The following is a 20,806-nucleotide window of genomic DNA, read 5'->3' as shown; positions in this document are numbered from 1 at the left end:
GCGGGCCGGTGCTCAGCGCACCGACCCGCCGGAGCTCGTCAGGAGCAGGACCGGGCCGCGTAGTCCGCCGTCCCGGAGAACGTCCTCCCCTCGGCGTCCGTGGCGGTCACGGTCACGGTGCCCGCGTCGACCGCGACGGCGCGCGACGCGAACGACTGGTACGCGTTCGCACCGGGCGCGACGTCCGCGACCTGCTTCGACCCGTACGGGGTCTCGAGCGTGATCGCGAGCGGGACCGTGTCGTCGTTCGTCGCGCGGACCGCGACGAACACCTTGCCGGCCATGCAGCGCGTCTCCGCGGTGATGGTCACGGCGATCGGCTCGGTCTCGTCCTCGACCACCCGGAAGTGGCCGAAGGACGCCGGAGCACCCGTGTCGGCCGACGCCCCGAGGGCGAAGAGACCGATCTTGGCGTCCGCGGCGGGCGCGTTGGTCACGCTCTCGTCGAACGTGGTCCACGTCTCGCCGTCCGCGCTGTACGCGCCGGTGAACGTGTCACCGGAGCGCGTGAGGCGCAGGTGCCACACCGACTCGGCGAGGCTCCCCGTCTGCGGCTGCGGGTTCTGCACCACGCCGCCGACCTCGCTGCGCAGCTCGATCCGGGCGTTGCGCGCCTGGCCGGCCTGGTTGTCGACCACGTAGTCGAGCTTCACGTAGTCGTCGTCGCCGCCGTAGACGATCAGACCGCCCTGCTGGTACTGACGGTCGAACGCGGAGCCGTCGACGACGGTCTCGACCGTCCACTCGTCACCCGGCTGGTCCTGCAGCACGATGTTCGGCACCGGGCGGTTGTCCGTCCCGTAGATGTCCGTGGGCGTCGTGTCGATCTGCAGGGAGCCGTCCGTCACGCGGTAGCCGGTCGGGTCCTCGCGGACGATCGACCAGCGGCACGTGTCGAGGGCGTCGCCGTCGAACTCGTCGTCCGGCCCGGGGGCCGCCGCCGTGTCGTCGGGCGTGATGTGGAACCAGTCGAACTCGGCGTCGACGACCGGGGTGGTCGTGTTGTTGCCCTTGAGGGCCACGAGCCCGATCTTCGCGTTCTCCAGGTCGGCGATCGACTTGGTCTGCGGCATCGTCGTGAAGTCGATGCCGTCGGCCGAGTAGGCCGCCTGGAGGCTCGCGCCGTCGCTGACGAACCGCACGTAGACCGTGTCGGGGTAGTCGGCACCGAGCGCGGCCGAGTTGGACTCGTTGACCTCGTTCGGCTGGGCGTTCTCCTCACGGATGAACTGGAAGATCCGCGTCGCCGGGTCCGCCGCGGCCGACCGGCCCTGGAGGACCATCTTCGCGTAGTTGTCCTGGTCCTCCCAGATCAGCAGACCGGCCTGCTGGTACTGCTGGCGGGCCGGCAGGGTCACCTTGGCGGTGGCCGTGAACGGTCCGTCCGGGAGGTCCTGGAGCACCAGGTTCGGCACGGCGGTGTTGTCCGTCCCGTAGAAGTCCCGCGTCGCCGTGGGGACCACCAGGCGCCCGTCGCGCACGACGAGGTTCTGGTCGCGGTTCGTCACGGTCCAGCGGTCCTCGTCCAGGTCGGTGCCGAGGAAGTCGTCCGAGCGGCCGGAGAGGCAGAGCCCCGGACCGGTCTCGGGCGCCTTGACGGTCACCGTCGTGTACTCGACCGAGTACGCCCCGCGCTCGTCGGTGGCCCGCACCTGGAGCCGGTAGGTGCCCGGCTGGTCGTACGTGACCGCGAACGAGTCGGTGCCGTCGACGAACCCGTCGCCGAGGCCCGCGTCCCACGCGAAGGTGACGGCCTCGTCCTCGGGGTCCGTCGCCGTGACCGACGCCGTGACCTCGAGCGGGGCGGTGCCCTCCGTCGGGGTGACCTCGAACGTGTCGATGGTCGGGCGCACGTTGTCCGTGACGCCGCGGCCGTCGAACTCGAGCCAGTTGACGTTCATCTGGCCGGCCACGTTGACGAAGTAGAGCGTCCCCGTGCCCTCGGGCACGTCGGTGATCTCCGTCGTCGCCATCGTGTACGCCTGCCAGTCACCGGTGTTCGGCACGGTCACCCGGCCGATCTCCGGACCGTCGGGCGCGTCCCAGCGCACGGACACCGTGCCGCCCGCGGGCGACGCGACGCGCATGCCGAGACCCTCGACGTTGTAGAGCGACATGGGCTCGTAGGCCCACCAGTCGCCGACCTCGATGAAGCCGATGTTCTGGCCGCCGCCCGCGCTGTCGCCGGTCTGCTCCGTCTGGACGCCCGGGTCGCCACCGCTCGTCGAGCCGGCGAGGCGGCCCGTCGAGGTGTAGTACTCGGCCTGGAGCAGCTTCGGCTGCAGGATCTGGAGCGAGTTCGTCGTGAGCGGGACGCCCACCTCGCCGCCGTCGTCGGTGTAGAACGCCTCGAGCACCCAGAAGATGTTGGCCTCGAGCCCGTGGCCCTCGTCGCGGGCCGTCTGCATGACGCCCTCGCAGCCGGTCAGCTCCTCCATCGGGTGCGCGTGGGCGTCGTGCCCGAGCGCGGTCATCATCATGAGGTTGGAGCAGTCCACCTCGCCGTCGGGGTCCTCGACCTCGACGACGTAGCGCACCTGGTCGCCCCACTCGAACACGCCACCGTTGTCCGGGAACGTGATCGTCACGCTCGGCGCCTGGTTCCCGACGACGATGCTGACGTTCGCGAAGCCCGTCTGACCGTTCGCGTCGGTCGCCACGAGCTGCGCGGTGTAGCTGCCGTTCTCCGTGTAGGTGTGCACCGGGTTCGCCTCGGTCGACGGGTCGGACCCGTCGCCGAACGTCCACTGCAGCGAGATCGGGTCGCCCGCCGGGTGGCGGGTGCCCTCCGAGGAGAACTGCACCGTGAGAGGCGCGGCGCCGCTGGTCACGTCCGCGCTGGCGCGGGCGATCGGCGTCGGGTCACCCTGCACGTAGTTGACCTTGTAGATGCCCGACGTCGTGTTGTTGCCGCCGAAGCCCTGGCCCCAGTCGATGACGTAGAGCGAGCCGTCCGGACCGAAGTCGAAGTCCATCGCGCGGTAGAAGCCCGCCGCGGGGTCGAAGTGCTTCGGCAGGATCCGGTTGATGTCGACGAGCTCGTCGCGGTTCTCCCCGTCGAGCTGGAACGAGTACATCTTGCCCTGGTTCCACTCACCGAAGATCGCCTTGCCGTCCCAGTACTCGGGCCACTTGACGTCCGACTCGAGCTCCGGGTCGTAGTCGTAGACGGGGCCGCCCATGGGCGCACCGCCGCCGCCGATCTCGGGGAAGAGCGGGTTGCCGGCGTAGTTGTACCAGACGTCGGCCGCGACGGCCGGCGGGAGCTGGGTGAGGCCGGTGTTGTTCGGCGAGTCGTTCACGGGCCCGTTGGCGCAGTCGAACGCCTGGCCGGACTGGCCGGTCGCGAAGTTGTAGTCGATGTACGCCGCGTTGTCACCGGTGCAGTACGGCCACCCGTAGAAGCCCGGCTCCGCGACGATGTTCCACTCGACGGTGTTCCCCGGGCCGCGGCTCGGGTTGGCGTTCTGCGCGTCGGGACCGTAGTCGCCGACGAGCACGTTGCCCGTCTTCTGGTCCACGCCGATGCGGAACGGGTTGCGGAAGCCCATCGCGAAGATCTCGGGCTTCGTCTTGTCCGTCCCCGGGGCGAACATGTTCCCCTCGGGGATCGTGTACGTGCCGTCGTCCTCCGGGTGGATGCGCAGCACCTTGCCGCGGAGGTCGTTGGTGTTCGCCGACGTGCGCTGCGCGTCGTACGACGTGCGGCCCGCGCGCTCGTCGAGCGGCGCGTAGCCGGCCGACTCGAACGGGTTGGTGTTGTCGCCCGTGACGATCACGAGGTTGTCGTCGCCGTCGAAGACCATGTCACCACCCGCGTGGCAGCACGTCTCGCGCTGCGTCGGGATGACGAGGACCTTCTCCTCGCTCGCGGCCGAGATCGTCCGGGTCGCCTCGTCGTACGTGAAGCGCGAGACGCGGTTGTGCGGCCCGTCCGTCCCGACGTCCTGCGGCGACCAGAAGAGGTACACCCAGCCGTTCTCCCCGAAGTCCGGGTCCAGGACGACGCCCGTGAGCCCGTCCTCGTTGGCCTGCGTGACCGCGAGGGTCATCGCCGTCGTGGTCTGGTTGCTCTCCGGGTCGATGAGGCGGACGCGCCCGTCGCGCTCGACGTAGAAGACCGTCCCGTCCGGGGCGACGTCGAGCATCATCGGGTTGGACGTCTCCTCGTCGAGCGAGACGACCTCGTAGCTGTCCGACTGCGACGCGGCGCAGTCCGACGGCACGACGCCCGCGGCGGTCTGGATGCCGCCGAGCAGGTGCTGGAGGAACTCCGGCTCCGCGTAGGACTCGTTCGTGTGGCCGCCGCCGGTGTACCACGAGCGGCCGCCGTCGTACGCCTGGCACCAGGCGATCGGGTGGTCGGCGCCCATCGCGCCCGACCCCGCGGTGTAGGACTTCTCGTCCAGGCTCGCGAGCACGTGCACGGTGTCACGCGGGTTGGTGCGGTAGTTGTACCACTCGTCGTACCGGTCCCAGCGCGACGGCAGGTGCGCCGTCGACTCGTGCGCGTGGTCCTCGACCTTGACGGTCGCGTCCTGGTTCTGCGGGTGGCTGTTGAAGTACGCGCCGACCAGCTCGCCGTACCACGGCCAGTCGTACTCGGTGTCGGACGCCGCGTGGATGCCCGCGTACCCGCCGCCGTTCTGGATGTAGCGCTCGAACGCGGCCTGCTGGTCGTCGTTGAGGACGTCGCCCGTCGTGGACAGCCACACGACGGCGTCGTACTGCGCGAGGTTCTCGTCCGTGAACGCTCCTGCGTCCTCGGTCGAGGTCACCTCGAAGTCGTTCTCCTCGCCGAGCTGCTGGATCGCCGCGATGCCCGCGGGGATCGACCCGTGCCGGAACCCGGCGGTCTTGCTGAAGACGAGCACGTCGAACGGTGCGGTGTCGGCGGCGGCGGCGACCGGAGCCGCCGGAGCGACGCTCCCGGCGGCGGGGGCCGCCGTGGCCGACACCGCCGTCGCGATGGTCAGGGGGAGAGCGATCGCCGCCGCGGCTGCCGCCGCGACCGTCCGCCTCATGGCGAGCGATCCTCCTAGCACGTTTCTCACAAGGTCTCCTCGTCGAGATGGGGAATCAGTGCTGCGCTCCGCCGGGTGCCGCCATCGGCCGGCCGCCGTCCCGGGATTTCGACCGACAATTTTGATTGCCCGTCGTACTAAATGCGCGCCATCGTTGCGCGCCCGTCCTCCTTTCCTCCGATCCGGTTCCGGTCGGCCGCGCTGCGCTGCAACGGCCGACACCGTCGGTCCGGTGTCCGGGTCGGCCTCCGCCCCACGGGCCGACCCGGACTCGATACTACGGCTGGACCCAGCCTCCGGACGCCGCGCTGCGCTCGACCGCGTCGAGCACGCGCTGGACCACCAGGCCGTCCGCGAAGGTCGGCGCCGGGTGCGTCCCGGCGGCGATGCCCTCGACCAGGTCGACGACCTGGTGCGTGAAGGCGTGCTCGTAGCCGAGGCCGTGGCCCGCGGGCCACCAGTGCCCGACGTACGCGTGCTGCGGCTCCGTCACGACGATGCGGCGGAAGCCCGCGACGGCCGGGTCGTCGGCGGCGTCGAAGTAGTGCAGGACGTTCATGTCCTCGAAGTCGAACGCGACCGAGCCCTTCGACCCGTTGATCTCCAGGCGGATCGCGTTCTTGCGGCCGTAGGCGAACCGGGTCGCCTCGAACGTGCCGATCGCGCCGCCGGACATCCGCGCGAGGAAGATCGCGGCGTCGTCCACGGTGACGGGGCCGCGCTCGGTGCCGCCCTGTCCCGAGAGCCCGGCGAACTCCGTCGCGACCGGACGCTCCTTGACGAACGTCTCGAGCAGCCCCGAGACGCTCGTGATCCGCTCGCCGGTGATGAACTGGGCGAGGTCGATGACGTGCGCGCCGATGTCGCCGAGCGCGCCGCTGCCCGCCTTGGTCTTGTCCAGCCGCCACGACAGGGGCGCGTCCTCGTCCGCGATCCAGTCCTGGAGGTACTGCGCGCGTACGTGCCGCACGGTACCGATGCGGCCGTCGGCCACGAGCTGGCGCGCGAGCTGGATCGCCGGCACGCGACGGTAGGTGAAGCCCACCATCGCGACCTGTCCGCGCTGCGCGGCGGCCTCGGCGGCCGCGACCATCTTCTCGGCCTCGGCCACGGTGTTCGCGAGCGGCTTCTCGCAGAGCACGTGCTTGCCTGCCTCGAGCGCGGCGATCGCGATCTCGGCGTGGGTGTCGCCGGGCGTGCACACGTCGACGAGGTCGACGTCGTCCCGGCCGACGAGCGCCTGCCAGCTCGTCTCCGTGGACTCCCAGCCGAGCCGCTGCGCGGCGGCGGCGACCGCCTCCGGGTTGCGGCCGCCGAGGACCCGCATCCGCGGGTCGAGAGGGAGGTCGAAGAACCGGGGGGCGGTCCGCCAGGCCTGCGAGTGCGCTGCCCCCATGAACGAGTACCCGACCATGCCGACGCCGAGCTGCGCGCCGTCGTTTCCTGCCATGACGTTCCTTCCGTGCTCCTCACGGCGCACGCCCACGGTCCGGCCGGGCGGTACCCGGGCGGACCGTGGGCGTGGTCCGCGTGCTTCCTGCTGCGTGCTGACGGGTGTCAGCGGGTCCGTCAGGACTGGAACGCGCTCGGCAGGTACTGGTCGACGTTGTCCTTCGTCACGACGGGCGCGAAGAGCTGGACCGTGCGCGGGACGCCGGACGACGCGAGGTCGCTGAGGTTCTTCTCGTGCGCGACGAGGCGGGCGAGCTTGATGCCGTCCGCGGCCTGGGTCGACGGGTAGACGACCGTCGCCTGGAGGACCGAGTCGCCGGCCTTGATGTGCTCCATCACGTTCGCCGAGCCGGCGCCGCCGACCATGAAGAACTCGTCGCGGCCCGCGTTCTCGATCGCGGAGAGCACGCCGACGCCCTGGTCGTCGTCGTGGTTCCAGATGGCGTCGATCTGCGGCGCGGCCTGGAGGAGGTTGGCCGTCGCGGCCTCGCCGCCCTGGACCGTGAAGTCCGCGGCGACGCGGTTGTCGACGTCGAGGCCGCAGTCGGACAGCGCGTCCTCGAAGCCCTGGCTGCGGTCCTGCGTGAGCGGGAGCGAGTCGATGCCGGCGATCTCGGCCACCACGGCGTCCGGGTTGTCGCCCAGCTGCTCGCAGATGTACTGGCCGGCGCTCACGCCCATGCCGTAGTTGTCGCCGAGCACCGTCGTGCGGGCGGCGAAGGGGCTGGAGAACTCGCGGTCGACGTTGATGACCGGGATCCCGGCCTCCATGGCCTGGGTCGCGACGTCGGTGAGCGCGGCGCCGTCGAACGGCAGGAGCACGATCGCGTCGACGCCGTCGTTGATGAAGCCCTCGATCTGGCTGATCTGGACGTTCACGTCGTTCGTGCCGTCGGCGACACGGAGCTCGACGTCCTCGTACTTCTCGGCCTCGGCCTCCGCCGCGCTCGTGATGGCGCCCATCCAGCCGTGGTCGGCGGCGGGGGCCGAGAAGCCGATGACGATCGGGTCGCCCGGCGCGTCGTTGTCGGAGACGGCCTGGTTGCTGCTGCCGCCGCCGTCGCCTTCCGCGGTGTTCTCGGTGGTCGGGGTGTTCGACGTGCAGGCCGTGGCGATCAGGGCGATCGACGCGGCGGAGACGGTCGCGATCGCGAACCGACGACGGAGGGTGGTGCGTGCGGACATGGGATCTCCTTCGATGCTGTCCTGCGGGAGGAACTGCGGGGGGGACGAGGGGTGCTGCTCCGGATGGTGCGGAGCTGCGGTCGGACCGGAGGGCCGGGGTCGCGCGACTACGTGGTCCGCCGCGCCAGGCGCTGCTGGAGCAGCACCGCGCCGACGATGATCACGCCCTTGGCGATGGCCTGGACCGAGCTGTCGACGTTGTTGATGATGAAGACGTTGGTGAGCGTCGTGAAGATGAGGACGCCCAGGACGGTGCCGACGATCGTGCCGCGACCGCCGGCGAGGAGCGTGCCGCCGACGACGACCGCGGCGATCGCGTCGAGCTCGAGGAGCGTGCCGTTGGTCGAGGAGCCCGCGCTGGTGCGGGCGAGGATCATGATGGCCGCGATGCCGGCGGTGAGGCCGGACAGCGCGTACACGTACACGAGGTGCCGCTGCACCTTGATGCCGGCGAGCCGGGCCGCCTCGGGATTGCCGCCGACGGCCACCGTGCGGCGCCCGAACGTCGTGCGGTTGAGGAGGAACCAGCCGAGCACCGCGACGATCGCGAAGATCCAGACGATCTTCGGGACGCCGAGGAGGTTGCCCTTGAACAGGTCGAGGAACGCGGAGTCCTTGACGACCTGGGTGCGCTTCTGGGCGATGAGCTCGGCGAGCCCTCGCGCGGCGACCAGCATCGCGAGCGTCGCGATGAACGCCACGACCTTGCCGTAGGCGATGATGAGGCCGTTGATGAGACCGGCACCCACGCCGACGGCGAGCGCGCAGATCACCATGACGGCCCAGCCGTAGGACTGCGTCGCCAGCGTCGTCGCCCAGACCGAGGCCAGCCCGAGCACGGAACCCACCGACAGGTCGATGCCGCCCGTCGTGATGACGAACGTCATGCCGATGCTCACCACCCCGAGGACCGCGCCCAGGCTGAGGATGGTCATGAGGTTGCTGACGCTCGCGAACCGCTCGCCGCCCGTCGCGAAGCCCACGACGCACAGGAGCAGCAGCGCGACCACGAGGCCGAGGTTGCGTCCCGCCGGACCGCTGAGCAGCCCGCTCCTGCGAGGTGCGGCGGCCGCGCTCGCCTTCTCCACCCGAGCGGTCTCGTCGCTCGGCGCGACGGCGACCTTGTCGTCGCCCACCTTGTGCTCGCTCACGCGACACTTCCTTCCATGACGAGGTCGAGCACTCCGTGCTCGTCGATCGAATCTGCGGGTCCCTGGTGCACGACGCGGCCCTCGGAGACGACGAGCACGCGGTCGGCGAGACCCAGGACCTCGGGGATCTCGCTGGAGACGACGACGACGGCGGCGCCCTCGTCGGCCAGGCGGCGGATGAGCGCGTAGATCTCGGCCCGAGCCCCGACGTCGACGCCGCGCGTCGGCTCGTCGAGGAGCAGGACGCGGCAGCCGTGGACGAGCCAGCGGGCGAGCATCGCCTTCTGCTGGTTGCCGCCCGACAGGGTGCGGATCGCGCGGTCGACGCCCGCGGGACGGAGCTCGAGCGAGTCCGCCTGCTCCTTGGCGGCGCGCCGCTCGGCCCTCTCGTCGAGGAAGCCGCCGCGCGCGAAGCGGGCGAACGTCGACAGGGTGACGTTGCGGTAGACCGGCTCGTCGAGCAGCAGTCCCTGGCTCTTGCGCTCCTCGGGCGCGAGGCCGATCCCGGCGTCCACCGCGGCGGCCACGGAACCGGCGCGGAGCTTCTTGGAGTCCACCGTGACCGTGCCCGCGGTCGCTCGACGCGCGCCGTAGATCGTCTCGATGATCTCCGAGCGGCCCGCGCCCACGAGCCCGGCGAGACCGACGATCTCTCCGGCGCGTACCTGGAGCGACACGTCCTCGAACACGCCGCGCAGGCCGAGGCCCGCCACGTCGAGCACGACCGGGGCGTCGTCCGACGGGCCGTCCGTGACGGGGAACACGTACTCGACGGAGCGCCCCGTCATGAGGGTGATGAGCTGCGCCGTCGGCGTCTCGGACACCGCGAGGTTCTGCGCGACGGTCCGGCCGTCCTTGAGGACCGTGATGCGGTCGCCGATCTCGCGGATCTCCTCGAGCCGGTGGGAGATGTAGACCACCGCGACCCCGGCTCGCGTGAGCTCCTTGACCACGCGGAAGAGGTTGGCGACCTCCTCGGAGTCGAGCACCGCCGAGGGCTCGTCCATGATGATGACCCGCGCGTCGTGCGAGAGGGCCCGCGCCATGGAGACGATCTGCTTGCCCGCGGCCGAGAGGTGCTCGACCTCCTTGGTCGGCGAGATCTCCGAGTGCCCGAGGCGCCGGAGCAGGTCGCGCGTCTTGCGCACCGCCTCCCGGCGCTGCGAGAACCCGAGCGTCGACAGCTCGTGCCCGAGGTAGACGTTCTCCGCGACGGTCAGGCCGTCGACGACGTCGAGCTCCTGGTACATCGTCGCCACGCCGTGCTTCAGCGCCGCCACGGGGTCGGAGATGGTGATGGGCTCGCCGTCGAGCAGGATCCGGCCCTCGGTGGGCTGGTGAGCACCGGCGAGCACCTTGATGAGCGTGGACTTGCCGGCCCCGTTCTGGCCGAGGAGACAGTGGACCTCGCCCGGGAGGATCTCGAGATCGACGCCGTCGAGCGCACGAGCCCCGGGGAAGACCTTGACGATGCCCTGCATCTGCAGGAGCGGCTGGGGAGGGTCTGCGGTGACCATGCGGTGAACCTAGCGAACCTTTTGACGAGCGTCAATCATAAGGTTGTCGTCTTTTGCCACTGTTACCACTCCGTGACCGACAAAAGTGTGCGCGCCCTTGGCGCCCGATGGGAACGCTCCCGCCGCTCGGTGCACGTCATGGGTTGCGGCAGAGGCGGTAGGGTCCGGCAGGCCCTGCACGAGCAGGGATGCCGGGAAGCTCGACGTGCGATCGGGGGCCAGGGGGAGCTCGAGGGGCGGTCGTCGCCCGGACCGGAGGGCCGTCGTCGGACCTCCACACCTTTCGACGACGTCCATGTCGCCTTGGGAGGGGACAGTAGGGTACCTTTTGGCGATCGTCAAGCAAAAGCCGATGACTCGTCCGCATGGTACGGACGACCGACGAGAGGCTCCGTGATTCACTGTGCCCATGGAGGAACTGCTGAAGTTCGCGCCGCGCCCGACCGGTGCCGGCGACATGTTCCAGCTGCTCCGGGACGGTCAGCCGCGCACCCGTGCGGACCTCGCAGCGATCACGGGACAGGCGCGATCGACCATCGCCGCCCGGATCGACCTCCTCATGTCGGCCGGCCTCATCGCCCCCGCGGGCGAGGCCAGCTCGACCGGCGGGCGCCCGCCCGTGACCTTCGCCTTCAGCCCTGAGGCGCGCATCGTCCTGGCCGTCGACCTCGGCGCTACCCACGCCCGCCTGGCGGTCACGGACCTCGCGTCCAACGTGCTCGCCGAGACGGACGCGGCGCTCGCGATCGCGGACGGCCCCGACGTCGTCCTGTCGTGGGTCGCGGACACCGGCGAGAAGCTCGTCGCGACCACCGGGCGCAGCATCGACGACCTGGTCAGCGTCGGCGTCGGCCTCCCCGGACCCGTCGAGCACTCCTCCGGGCGGCCCATCAACCCGCCGATCATGCCCGCGTGGGACGACGTCGACGTCCCCGGCATCCTGCAGAAGCGGTTCGACGCCTCCGTGCTCGTCGACAACGACGTGAACATCATGGCGCTCGGCGAGCACCGCACGGCCTGGCCCGCCGTCACCGACATGCTCTTCGTCAAGGTCGCGACGGGCATCGGCTCGGGCATCATCGCCGACGGCGAGCTCCGGCGCGGCGCGCAGGGCGCCGCGGGCGACATCGGGCACGTCGCCGTCCCGAGCGCCGCCGACGTCCCGTGCCGCTGCGGGAACGTGGGCTGCCTCGAGGCCGTCGCCAGCGGCCAGGCCGTCGCCGCCGCCCTCGCCGCCGCGGGCCTCGACGCCACCACCAGCTCCGACGTCGTCGCGCTCGTGCGCGGCGGCGACCTCACCGCGAGCCAGGCCGTGCGCCAGGCCGGGCGCGACATCGGCTCCGTCCTCGCGGCGTGCGTCAGCCTGCTCAACCCCTCGCTCATCGTCATCGGCGGCATCGTCGCCGAGGCCGGCGAGCACCTCATCGCGGGCATCCGCGAGATCGTGTACCAGCGGTCGCTGCCGCTCGCGACGCAGCACCTGCGCATCGTCACCTCGCAGGCACGAGGTCAGGCCGGCGTGCTCGGTGCGAGCGCCATGGCCGTCGATCACGTACTCTCGCCCGCAGCGATCGACGCGCTCATCGCCTGAGCGCGGTCGACGGGGGCCGCTGCCCGCGCGCGCGGGCGCGACGAGTGTGACGAAGCACGAGGAGGAGTCATGACCGAGCGGAACCGTCGAGCGCTCGTGGTCCGGGGCGGGTGGCCCGGGCACGCACCCGAGGAGGCCGCCGAGCTGTTCATCCCGTTCCTCGAGGCGTCCGGCTACGACGTGACGCTCGAGGGGTCGCTCGAGGCGTACGCCGACGAGGAGTTCATGGCGAGCCTGGACCTCGTCGTGCAGTGCTGGACGATGGGCGAGATCCTCCCGGACGAGATGCGCGGGCTGCGCACCGCCATCGCGAACGGCACCGGGTTCGCGGGCTGGCACGGCGGCATCGTCGACTCGTTCCGCCTCGCGACCGACTACCTGCAGATGGTGGGCGGGCAGTTCGCCGCCCACCCGCACGACCTCGTGGACCACACGATCGAGATCGTGCCCGAGCGCGCGGACCACCCCGTCGTCGCGGGGATCGACTCGATCTCCTTGCACTCGGAGCAGTACTGGGTGCTCGCCGACTCCTACAACGACGTCCTCGCGACCACGACGATCCTCCCGCGCGACGGCGACCCGTGGCACGAGCCCGTCGTCTCCCCCGCCGTGTGGACGCGCCGCTGGGGCGCCGGACGCATCTTCGTGTGCGCGGCAGGCCACCAGCTCGCCGACCTCGAGGTGCCGCCGATCCGCACGATCGTCGAGCGCGGCATCCTCTGGGCGAGCCGCTGAGCCGGCGCGCGTGACCGCCTTCCGCGGCCTCCTCGCCTACCCGATCACGCCCCTCACCGACGACGACGCTCCCGACCTCGACGCCCTCGGCCGCCTGGTCCGGGACGCCGCCGCGGCGGGGGTCGACGGCGTCGTCGTGCTCGCGTCGTCGGGCGCCGGGGTCACGTTCGACCCGGACGAGCGCGACGCCGTCGTGCGCGCGGCCGTGTCCGCGGGGTCGACGGGCGCCACGCCGGTGCCCGTCCACGTCGCGGTGAGCGGCGCGTCGACGCGCGAGGTCCTCGCGCGGGCCCGCGCGGCGCGCGACGCGGGCGCCGACGGGCTCGTCCTCGCGCCGTTCTCCTACCTCCCGCTCGGCGAGGCGGAGGTCGTCGCGCTGTTCGAGGCGGTCGCGGCGGTCGTCGACCTGCCGGTGTGCTTCTACAACCGCAGCGTGCAGACCGCGTACGACCTCTCGCCCGGCGCCCTCGCGCGCCTCGCCCGCACGACGACCGTCGTCGCGGTCAAGGACGCGGCGTCCACGCCCGCGCGGCCTCAGGGCCGGGTCGCGGAGCTGCGGGCCGCGACCGACGGGCTCAGGATGAGCGTCGGTCTGAGCGGCGACGTCCCGCTCGTGCGCGGCGCCGAGCCGGCCGACGCCTGGCACACCGGGCTCGCCACGCTCGTCCCCGCGGAGTACGTCGCGCTCCGCCGCGCCCGCACCGCGGGCACCGTGCCGGACGCGCGGGTCGCCGGCTGGCTGCACGACCTCACCGACGTGCTCGCCGACCTGCGCCCGGTGAGCGGGTTCCACGCCCTCGCCGCCCTGCTCGGCGTGCCGACCGCTCCCCCACGCGGACCGTCGCTCCCTGTCCCGCCCGACGGCGTCGCGCGGCTGCGCGAGGTCGTCGCCCGGCGGCCCGGGGGCTGAGCCGTCAGACCGCCGCGAGCACCGCGGCGTGCAGGTCGAGCAGGCCGGTGGTGCGCTCGCTCGGGCCGCGGCCGAAGCCGCACTCCGTCGCGACGCCGACCGGGCGGTCGCCGAGCACCGCCGCCGCCGCGGCGAGCCGACGACGCGCCCCCTCGACGCCGTCCTCGTGGTGCAGGAGGCCGAGGTAGAGCTCGGTCGCCGGGTCGAGGCGCAGGTCCGCCAGCGGCGCGACGTACGCGGCGTCGTCGCGCGCGATCGGGACCGGCAGGTGGACCCAGTCGACCGGCCGGTCGAGGTGCTCCAGCAGGGCGTTCGCGACGCGCACGAGGTTCGCGGTGTCCGTCGGCTCGACGAAGTGCTTCTCGGCGACGTCGCCGTAGCAGAGGTGGAACCCCAGCTCCGCCGCGGCGGGGACGTGCCGCGCGAACGCCGCGGCCCGGCGCGCGCACCCCGCGACGACGTCCTCGTCTCCCCCGGCCTCGGCGTCGAACCACGCGCGCGCCGCCCCGCCACCGAGGTTCGCGCCCTCGACGAACGCGAACTCGGTCGCGAGGTCGACCTGGACCGCGAGGTCCTCCGCCGGGACCGCGGCGACGATCGTCGCGAGCTCGCGGACGAGCGCGGCCTCGTAGACGGGGTGCACCGCCGCGCGGTCCTGGGGCGCGACGAACGCCGTCACCGGCGCGAGCGGCGAGGGCAGGCACACCTGGAAGCGGGTCCCGGCGGGAAGCGCGCCCTCCTCGCGGAGAGCGACGAAGTCGGCGTACGAGGCGAGGGCGGCGTCCGCGTAGCCGAGCGGGCCGAACCGCAGGTCCGCCGCGTCGACGGAACCGTCGAGGACGTGCGGGCGCACGTCGAACCCCGCGACGACGACCGGGTCCACCGGGACGCGGGCGAGGCCGTCGACGGCGGAGAACCGCTCGCCCTGGAAGAGGATCCAGTGGAACCGCTCGCCGACCTCCCCGTCGGGGACGCGGCGCACGTGGCCGCCGAGCTGCTCCCCCACCGCCCGGAAGGTCTCGCGCGCGGTCGACAGGTTCACGGAGCCCACGAGGTGGGCGCCGCGCAGGGTCGGGAGGGTACGGGACGGGGCGGTGGTGGCGTCGAGCACCGGAGCATCGTAGGCGCCCGGCACGACGCGCGACTCAGCCGTCCGCGTCGGGCTCTCCCCCGCCCTCCGTGGCCGGGGCGGCGTCGGTGCCGTCCGACGTCGCGCCCGCACCGACGCGGTCCGCCACGGCGTCGGGCCCCCCGGCGAGGAGCGCGACGAAGCCCTCCTCGTCGAGGATCGGCAGGCCGAGCTCTCGCGCCTTCGTCTCCTTGGAGCCGGCGCTCGCCCCGACGACGACGTAGTCCGTCTTCTTGGAGACCGACCCCGACGCCTTGCCGCCCGCCGCGATGACGGCCTCCTTGGCGCCGTCGCGGCTGAATCCCTCGAGCGACCCCGTGACGACGACCGTCAGCCCGGCGAGCGGACCGGTCGGCTCCTGGCGCGCGCCGGGGCCGGGGTGATCCGGGATCTCGAGGCGCACCCCGGCCGCCCGCCAGCGATCGACGATCTCGACGTGCCAGCCGACGGTGAACCACTCGACGACCTGGTCGGCGATCACGGGTCCCACGCCCTCGACCGCGGCGAGCTCGTCGCGCGACGCCGCCCGGATCGCGTCGAGCGAGCCGAACCAGTCCGCGAGGGCGCGGGCCGCGACCGGGCCCACGTGCCGGATGTTCAGGCTCACGAGGATGCGCCAGAGGTCCTTCGTCTTCGCGAGCTCGAGCTCCTCCACGAGCTTCGTCGCGTTGGTCGACGCCTCGAAGAGCGGCTCTCCCGCCTCGATCGCCTCGCGCTCCGCGGCCTTCGACAGCTTGCGCTTCTTCCGGAACGGCCACACGGACTTCACGGTCGCGGTCGAGCCGTCCGGCATCGTGATCTCGGCCGGCTCGCCGGTGCCGTCGTACTCGCGCGGCAGCCCGGTCTCGGAGTCGCGCACGACGACCCGGATCGGGACGAGCTGCTCGACGCTCAGCTCGAACAGCCCGGCCTCCGTGCGCAGCGGCGGCTCGGCGGGCTCGAGCGGCTGCGTGAGCGCCGCCGCCGTCACCTCGCCGAGCACCTCGACGTCGAGGCCCCCGCGCGACCCGATGTGCTCGACCCGGCCACGTACCTGGGCGGGGCACGACTCGGCGTTGGGGCAGCGCAGGTCGACGTCGCCCTCCTTCATGGGGCGCAGCGGTGTGCCGCACTCCGGGCAGTCCGCGGGCATGACGAAGTCCTCGCGCGGGTAGCCGTCGTCCGCGAGCGCCGCGACCGGGCCCAGGATCTCGGGGATCACGTCGCCCGCCTTGCGCAGCACGACCATGTCGCCGATGCGCACGCCCTTCGCACGGACGACGTCCTGGTTGTGCAGGGTCGCCTGGCGCACCGTGCTGCCCGCGACCTTGACCGGATCCATGACCGCGTACGGGGTCGCGCGGCCCGTGCGGCCGACCCCGACCTGGATCGCGAGGAGCCGCGTGTTCACCTCCTCGGGCGGGTACTTGTAGGCGATGGCCCACCGGGGCGCGCGGCTCGTGGCGCCGAGCCGCCGCTGGAGCGCGAGCTCGTCGACCTTGACGACGATGCCGTCGAGCTCGTGCTCGATGTCGTGGCGGTGCTCGCCGAAGTAGGCGATGCGGTCCATGACCTCGTCGAGCCCGTGGACGACCCGGTTGTGCGGCGACACGGGGACGCCCCACTGCTCGAACAGGGCGTAGGCGTCCGACTGCCGCGCGAGCTCGGCGTGCTCGCCGGCCTCCCACTGCAGCGCGCCGACGCCGTGCGCGTACATGCGCAGGTTGCGGCTCGCGGTGACGGCCGGGTCCTTCTGGCGCAGCGACCCGGCCGCGGTGTTGCGCGGGTTCGCGTACGGCGCCTGGCCCGCGGCGACGAGCTTCTCGTTGAGCGCGGCGAAGTCCGCGACGCCCATGAACACCTCGCCGCGGATCTCGATGACGTCGGGGTGCGTCGCGGGGTCGCCGCCGAGGCGCTGCGGGATCCCGGTGATCGTCCGCACGTTGGCGGACACGTCCTCGCCCGTGCGCCCGTCGCCGCGCGTGGCCGCCCGGACGAGGCGGCCCTTCTCGTAGAGCAGCGCGATGGCGAGGCCGTCGATCTTGACCTCGCACAGGTAGTCCACCTCGGCGTCCGCGGCCACGCCGAGGTCGCGGTGCACGCGCGCCGCCCACGCGGCGAGGTCCTCGGCGCTGAACGCGTTGTCGAGCGAGAGCATGGGCTCGAGGTGCTGGACGGTCGCGAAGCCGGTCGCGGCCCGGCCGCCCACGCGCTGCGTGGGCGACTCGGGAGTCTGGAGGGCGGGGTGCGCGGCCTCCAGCGCCTGGAGCTCGTGCATGCGCGCGTCGTACTCCGCGTCCGACGAGACCGGCTGGTCCTTCTCGTAGTAGGCCCGCTGGTCGGCCTCGATCTGCGCGACGAGCTCGGCCCAGCGCCGCTGCGCCCCGGCCTCGTCGAGCTCGGCGGCGGACGACGCCGTGGGCACGTCCTCGTCCGTCGGGGTCGGGGGGGTCGGCGCGGACGTCGCGGGGGTGCTCTCGCTCACCCGCACATCATCGCGCGGACCGCCCACATCCGCCGCCCCCGGACCGCAGCCCGGCGGGCCCTCACCCCCAGCCGTGCGAGGCGTCCTCGTGCATCGGCGGGCACGTCCCGCCCGGCTCCGTCGCGGCCTCGAAGTGCCACATCTCGTTCGCGTACGTGCGGCACAGGCCGAACCGGGGGCCGTGCTCGCCGAGCCACAGCGCACCGTCCGTCGGCCCGACGTCGATCGCGAGGCCCGCGACGTGCTCCGAGGTCTCGGGCGGGAGCACCCACCGGTGGGCCTCCTCGGGCGACCCGTAGCGCTCGAGCGCCGCCTCGACGAGCTGCTCCTGCTCCGCCGCGGTCCGCCACCCCGAGGTGAGCGTCAGCTCGACCCCCTCGGCGTCGGCGGCGGCCCGCGCCTCGTCGAAGCGGCGTTCGAGCTCGGGGTCCAGCCCGGTCGCGGTCTGGGGGCGCAGGGTGGGCGACGGGTCGGCGACGGCGTCGCCGTCGTGCGTCGTCACGGTGAGGTACGTGAGCGCGCCGGCGGCGCCGAGCGCGCCGACGGCGAGGACGCCGAGCACGGCGCGGGCGACGCGCCGCGGGCCGCGGGGGCCCGGGACGTGGCGGGCGGGCGGGGTGGGACGCAGGGGTGTCGTGGTCATGCCACGAGGCTCGCCCGCAGCGCCCCTCGCCACATCGACCCGACGGCGGCTCCTCGCCCCCCGCCGTGCGGTGCACCCGGGCCCGTGGCGTCAGCCCCCGGCCCGACGTCCTTCCGCCCTGGGGCGGAGGTCGCGCGGGCGGGGTTCCCTCCCGGGGCGGTGCCGCGCACGACGCGCCCCGGCTACCGTGGACGCGTGCCCCAGCCGACCCGCCTGCCCGTGTGGGCGCAGGACCTCGCGACCGCGCTCGTCGCGGGCGCCGCGTGGTTCACCGTGGTCATGGTCATGGAGCGCGGCGACTACTGGTACCCGCGCTTCCCCGACTCGTACCGGATCGCCGGGCTGGGGATCGTGCTGGCGCTCGCGCTGCGGCGCGTCGCGCCCGGCCCGCTGTTCTGGGGCACCGTCACGCTCTACCCGCTCGCGATCCCCTGGATCATGCAGACCCCGTTCGAGCTCGTGCCGCTCATGATCGCGAGCTTCGCGGCCACGCGCTCCGGGGCGGTGCCGCCGATCCTCGCGACGATCGGCGCGGGCCTCGCCGCGTTCGCCCTGCAGCTCGCCGGGCGCCCCGGCCTCGTGCTGCCGCCCCAGCCCTTCTTCGTCGAGGAGCTCTGGGTCGCGAACTCCCCCTCCGACGTCGTCCTCGCGCTCGCCCTCGTGCTCGTCGCGGTCGCCGCCGGGTACTTCTTCCGCCGCCTCGCCCTCACGTCCGAGAGCCTGCGCGAGCGCAACGCGGAGCTCCAGGCGCTCCAGGCCGAGCTGGCGGAGCGCGCCGTGCTCGCCGAGCGCACGCGGATCGCGCGCGAGCTGCACGACGTCGTCGCGCACCACATGTCGGCGATCGTCGTGCGCGCCCAGGCGGCCGACCGCGTCGCCGCGAACCGCCCGGACGCACCGGCCGAGGCCGTGGGGTGGATCGCCGACGAGGGCAAGCAGGCGCTCACCGCGATGCGGTCCGTGGTGCAGGTGCTGCGCCGGGGCACCGAGGCCGACGGCGGCACCGCGGCCCTCGCCCCGACGCCGGACGGCGACCGGGCCGCGGACGAGCTGCGCGCGGCAGCCCGCCGCCTGCGCGACGCCGGGCGCGCCGTCGACCTCACGCTCCCCGACCCGTGGCCCACGACGAGCACCGAGTCCGGCCTCGCCGTCGTCCGCATCGCCCAGGAGGCCCTGACCAACGTGCTGCTGCACTCCCTCGCCCACGACGTGACCCTGACGCTGACCGACCGCGCGGGCGACCTGCGCCTGCGCGTCCACGACCCCGGGCCGCCGCTGCCGAGCACCGACGGGCGGCAGGGTCACGGCCTGACCTCCATGCGCGAGCGGGCGCTCGCGGCGGGGGGCGCGCTGGCCGCCGGGCCGGACGGCCGCGGCGGCTGGACGGTCGAGGCGCGGGTCCCGCGGGAGGCCGCGTGAACGCCCCCGGCACGGGCACGACGGCGGTCGCCCCGGTCCGCGTCGTCGTCGTCGACGACCAGGCGACCATCCGGCTGGGCCTGCGCATGATCCTCGACAACGAGCCGGACGTCACGGTCGTCGGCGAGGCCGGGGACGGGGAGACGGCGGTCGCCATGGCGCGCGCCCTGCGCCCCGACGTCCTGCTCATGGACGTGCGCATGCCCCGGCTGGACGGCATCGAGGCGACCGCGCGCATCGTGGCCGACCCCGAGCTCGCGGCGGTGCGCACGCTCGTCCTCACGACGTTCGACGACGACGAGTACGTGTACGGCGCGCTGCGCGCGGGCGCCGCGGGGTTCCTCCTCAAGGACGCCGACCCGCAGTCGCTCGTCGACGCCGTGCACCGCGTCCACGCCGGCGACTCCTTGCTCGACCCGGCGGTGACGGGCCGCATCATCTCGACCTACGTCGAGCTCGCGCGGCAGGCACCGCTTGCCACGGCCGACACCGCGGCCACCGCCGCCACGGTCACCGGGCTCGACGCGGCGACCCCGCGCGAGCGCGAGGTGCTGCTCGCCGTCGCGCGCGGCCTGTCGAACCGGGAGATCGGCGCGGAGCTGCACCTCACCGAGGCCACCGTGAAGAGCCACGTGCGGTCGCTGCTCACCAAGGTCGGGCTGACGAACCGCGTGCAGCTCGTCATCCTCGCGTACGAAGCCGGGTTCGTGCGGCCGGGCGGCGCGGCCTGAGCCCGGCTCACGCGTCCGGGGGCAGGCCCTCGACCGCGTGCCCGAACGCCTCGACGATGCGCCACATGTCGCCGAGCAGCACCTCGACGCGCTGCTCGAAGCCGTCGCCCACGTAGACCCACGTGTCGTGGGAGCCGTCCCTGCGGTGGAGCGACAGCACGAGCTCCGACGCCGACCGCTCGTCCCGGTGCACGCCGTCCGGCGACGCGTGCGCCGCGAGCGTCGTGGCGGGCACCGTGAGCTCCGGGCCGAGGTGCTTGCGGTCGTGCGGGTGGTCGTCCTCCTCGTGGACGGCCACGCACCACGGCGGGCAGTCGTCCACCTGCCAGGACGGCCTCCCGAGCGGCGAAGCCCACACTGCTGATCCCCCTGTCGTGCTGTCGAGCACGTCGGTCATGCCGATCACCTCCCCGGCGACGGGACCATGATGCCGGGGGCGTCCGACACGCCGGACCGCGCCGTTACGAAGGCGGTGGACGGAGGAGCGAGACGGGGTCGACGTCGAGCCGCTCGGCGAGCTTCTCGACCGAGCGGAGGGTCAGGTTGCGCTCGCCGCGCTCGACCCCGCCCATGTAGGTCCGGTGGACGCCGAGGAACTCGGCGAAGTCCTCCTGGCTCATCCCGCGGCGGACCCGGAGGGTCCGCAGGTTCTCACCCAGCGCGCGCTGCAGATCTCCTTGCACGCGTGCAACCGTCACCCAGCGCTACTCCTCGGTCTACAGACTTATCAGTATCACCCCGTTCTCGAACGACCCCCTCCCCCGCTCCGCGAGGGACGCCCGCGTGACGCGTGCTACTCATAGATAGCACATGTCAGGCTCTCCCGTCACTCGCCAGGCCGTCCCGTCGCACGAC

Annotated in this window: 15 protein-coding genes; 5 read left to right on the top strand and 10 right to left on the bottom strand. The window is 72.9% G+C overall.

Translation table 11 applies throughout. The features are described 5' to 3' along the window. Window positions 1–38: 38 nt before the first annotated feature. The 5 genes from ABIE39_RS10745 to ABIE39_RS10725 form a co-directional block, all read right to left on the bottom strand. On the bottom strand, window positions 39–5,024 hold the full coding sequence (locus ABIE39_RS10745; RefSeq protein ID WP_175009950.1) for a ThuA domain-containing protein: 4,986 nt from the start codon (window positions 5,022–5,024) through the stop codon (window positions 39–41). A gap of 277 nt (window positions 5,025–5,301) precedes the next feature. Continuing rightward, window positions 5,302–6,474, bottom strand: coding sequence for a Gfo/Idh/MocA family protein (locus tag ABIE39_RS10740; RefSeq protein WP_175009951.1), 1,173 nt, complete (start codon window positions 6,472–6,474; stop codon window positions 5,302–5,304). A 119-nt stretch (window positions 6,475–6,593) separates the two neighbouring features. Next, window positions 6,594–7,661 carry a substrate-binding domain-containing protein gene (locus ABIE39_RS10735; RefSeq protein WP_354051685.1) on the bottom strand — a complete coding sequence of 356 codons (1,068 nt, stop codon included), beginning with the start codon at window positions 7,659–7,661 and terminating at the stop codon, window positions 6,594–6,596. Between the two features lie 107 nt (window positions 7,662–7,768). Then, a complete protein-coding gene (locus tag ABIE39_RS10730) occupies window positions 7,769–8,812 on the bottom strand; it encodes an ABC transporter permease (protein WP_502914855.1) in 1,044 nt (347 codons plus the stop codon). Further along, window positions 8,809–10,329 (bottom strand): ATP-binding cassette domain-containing protein, encoded by a 1,521-nt coding sequence (locus ABIE39_RS10725; protein WP_186810503.1) that lies wholly within the window; start codon window positions 10,327–10,329, stop codon window positions 8,809–8,811. The genes ABIE39_RS10730 and ABIE39_RS10725 overlap by 4 nt, the downstream gene beginning before the upstream one ends. A gap of 409 nt (window positions 10,330–10,738) precedes the next feature. Here ABIE39_RS10725 and ABIE39_RS10720 point away from each other — a divergent pair, with 409 nt between their 5' ends. From ABIE39_RS10720 to ABIE39_RS10710, 3 genes are all read left to right on the top strand, one after another. Continuing rightward, the gene (locus ABIE39_RS10720) at window positions 10,739–11,920 is read left to right on the top strand and encodes an ROK family transcriptional regulator (RefSeq protein WP_074807423.1); all 1,182 of its coding nucleotides are present in this window, start codon (window positions 10,739–10,741) and stop codon (window positions 11,918–11,920) included. Window positions 11,921–11,989: 69 nt separating this feature from the next. After that, window positions 11,990–12,655, top strand: a complete 666-nt coding sequence (locus ABIE39_RS10715; protein ID WP_175009954.1) for a ThuA domain-containing protein — start codon at window positions 11,990–11,992, stop codon at window positions 12,653–12,655. 10 nt (window positions 12,656–12,665) lie between these two features. Continuing rightward, window positions 12,666–13,565: a dihydrodipicolinate synthase family protein gene (locus ABIE39_RS10710; RefSeq protein WP_209829608.1), complete on the top strand. Its 900-nt coding sequence runs from the start codon at window positions 12,666–12,668 to the stop codon at window positions 13,563–13,565. A 4-nt stretch (window positions 13,566–13,569) separates the two neighbouring features. Here the strand turns inward: ABIE39_RS10710 and ABIE39_RS10705 are convergent, their stop codons facing one another. The 3 genes from ABIE39_RS10705 to ABIE39_RS10695 all read right to left on the bottom strand — a co-directional run bounded on the left by ABIE39_RS10705 (window position 13,570) and on the right by ABIE39_RS10695 (window position 17,801). Beyond that, window positions 13,570–14,676: a hypothetical protein gene (locus ABIE39_RS10705; protein ID WP_175009956.1), complete on the bottom strand. Its 1,107-nt coding sequence runs from the start codon at window positions 14,674–14,676 to the stop codon at window positions 13,570–13,572. A gap of 34 nt (window positions 14,677–14,710) precedes the next feature. After that, the gene (ligA, locus tag ABIE39_RS10700; RefSeq protein ID WP_502914853.1) at window positions 14,711–17,158 is read right to left on the bottom strand and encodes an NAD-dependent DNA ligase LigA; all 2,448 of its coding nucleotides are present in this window, start codon (window positions 17,156–17,158) and stop codon (window positions 14,711–14,713) included. A 61-nt stretch (window positions 17,159–17,219) separates the two neighbouring features. Further along, entirely contained in the window at window positions 17,220–17,801 is a 582-nt protein-coding gene (locus ABIE39_RS10695) for a M15 family metallopeptidase (protein WP_209829606.1), read from the bottom strand. A 195-nt stretch (window positions 17,802–17,996) separates the two neighbouring features. Here ABIE39_RS10695 and ABIE39_RS10690 point away from each other — a divergent pair, with 195 nt between their 5' ends. Continuing rightward, window positions 17,997–19,220 (top strand): sensor histidine kinase, encoded by a 1,224-nt coding sequence (locus ABIE39_RS10690; protein ID WP_354051681.1) that lies wholly within the window; start codon window positions 17,997–17,999, stop codon window positions 19,218–19,220. Then, window positions 19,217–19,951 carry a response regulator transcription factor gene (locus ABIE39_RS10685; RefSeq protein WP_255437380.1) on the top strand — a complete coding sequence of 245 codons (735 nt, stop codon included), beginning with the start codon at window positions 19,217–19,219 and terminating at the stop codon, window positions 19,949–19,951. The genes ABIE39_RS10690 and ABIE39_RS10685 overlap by 4 nt, the downstream gene beginning before the upstream one ends. Before the next feature lie 7 nt (window positions 19,952–19,958). On the opposite strand, the gene ABIE39_RS10680 is transcribed toward ABIE39_RS10685, so the two are convergent. After that, window positions 19,959–20,348, bottom strand: a complete 390-nt coding sequence (locus ABIE39_RS10680) for a DUF6907 domain-containing protein (RefSeq protein ID WP_143031151.1) — start codon at window positions 20,346–20,348, stop codon at window positions 19,959–19,961. Window positions 20,349–20,412: 64 nt separating this feature from the next. Beyond that, the gene (locus ABIE39_RS10675; RefSeq protein ID WP_024839235.1) at window positions 20,413–20,634 is read right to left on the bottom strand and encodes a helix-turn-helix domain-containing protein; all 222 of its coding nucleotides are present in this window, start codon (window positions 20,632–20,634) and stop codon (window positions 20,413–20,415) included. Between the last annotated feature and the right edge of the window lie 172 nt (window positions 20,635–20,806).

This window comes from Cellulosimicrobium sp. 4261 (genome assembly GCF_040546915.1).
Classification (GTDB): domain Bacteria; phylum Actinomycetota; class Actinomycetes; order Actinomycetales; family Cellulomonadaceae; genus Cellulosimicrobium; species Cellulosimicrobium cinnabarinum.
The sequence above is the reverse complement of the archived record's forward strand: the minus strand, read 5'-3'. Positions and strand labels throughout refer to the sequence as shown.

Excerpts from the sequence above, each read along its gene's own strand:
- ABIE39_RS10735 (WP_354051685.1), bottom strand. The coding sequence starts at position 7,661 with ATGTCCGCACGCACCACCCTCCGTCGTCGGTTCGCGATCGCGACCGTC.
- ABIE39_RS10695 (WP_209829606.1), bottom strand. The coding sequence starts at position 17,801 with ATGACCACGACACCCCTGCGTCCCACCCCGCCCGCCCGCCACGTCCCG.
- ABIE39_RS10725 (WP_186810503.1), bottom strand. The coding sequence starts at position 10,329 with ATGGTCACCGCAGACCCTCCCCAGCCGCTCCTGCAGATGCAGGGCATC.
- ABIE39_RS10680 (WP_143031151.1), bottom strand. The coding sequence starts at position 20,348 with ATGACCGACGTGCTCGACAGCACGACAGGGGGATCAGCAGTGTGGGCT.
- ABIE39_RS10720 (WP_074807423.1), top strand. The coding sequence starts at position 10,739 with ATGGAGGAACTGCTGAAGTTCGCGCCGCGCCCGACCGGTGCCGGCGAC.
- ABIE39_RS10715 (WP_175009954.1), top strand. The coding sequence starts at position 11,990 with ATGACCGAGCGGAACCGTCGAGCGCTCGTGGTCCGGGGCGGGTGGCCC.
- ABIE39_RS10745 (WP_175009950.1), bottom strand. The coding sequence starts at position 5,024 with ATGAGGCGGACGGTCGCGGCGGCAGCCGCGGCGGCGATCGCTCTCCCC.
- ABIE39_RS10740 (WP_175009951.1), bottom strand. The coding sequence starts at position 6,474 with ATGGCAGGAAACGACGGCGCGCAGCTCGGCGTCGGCATGGTCGGGTAC.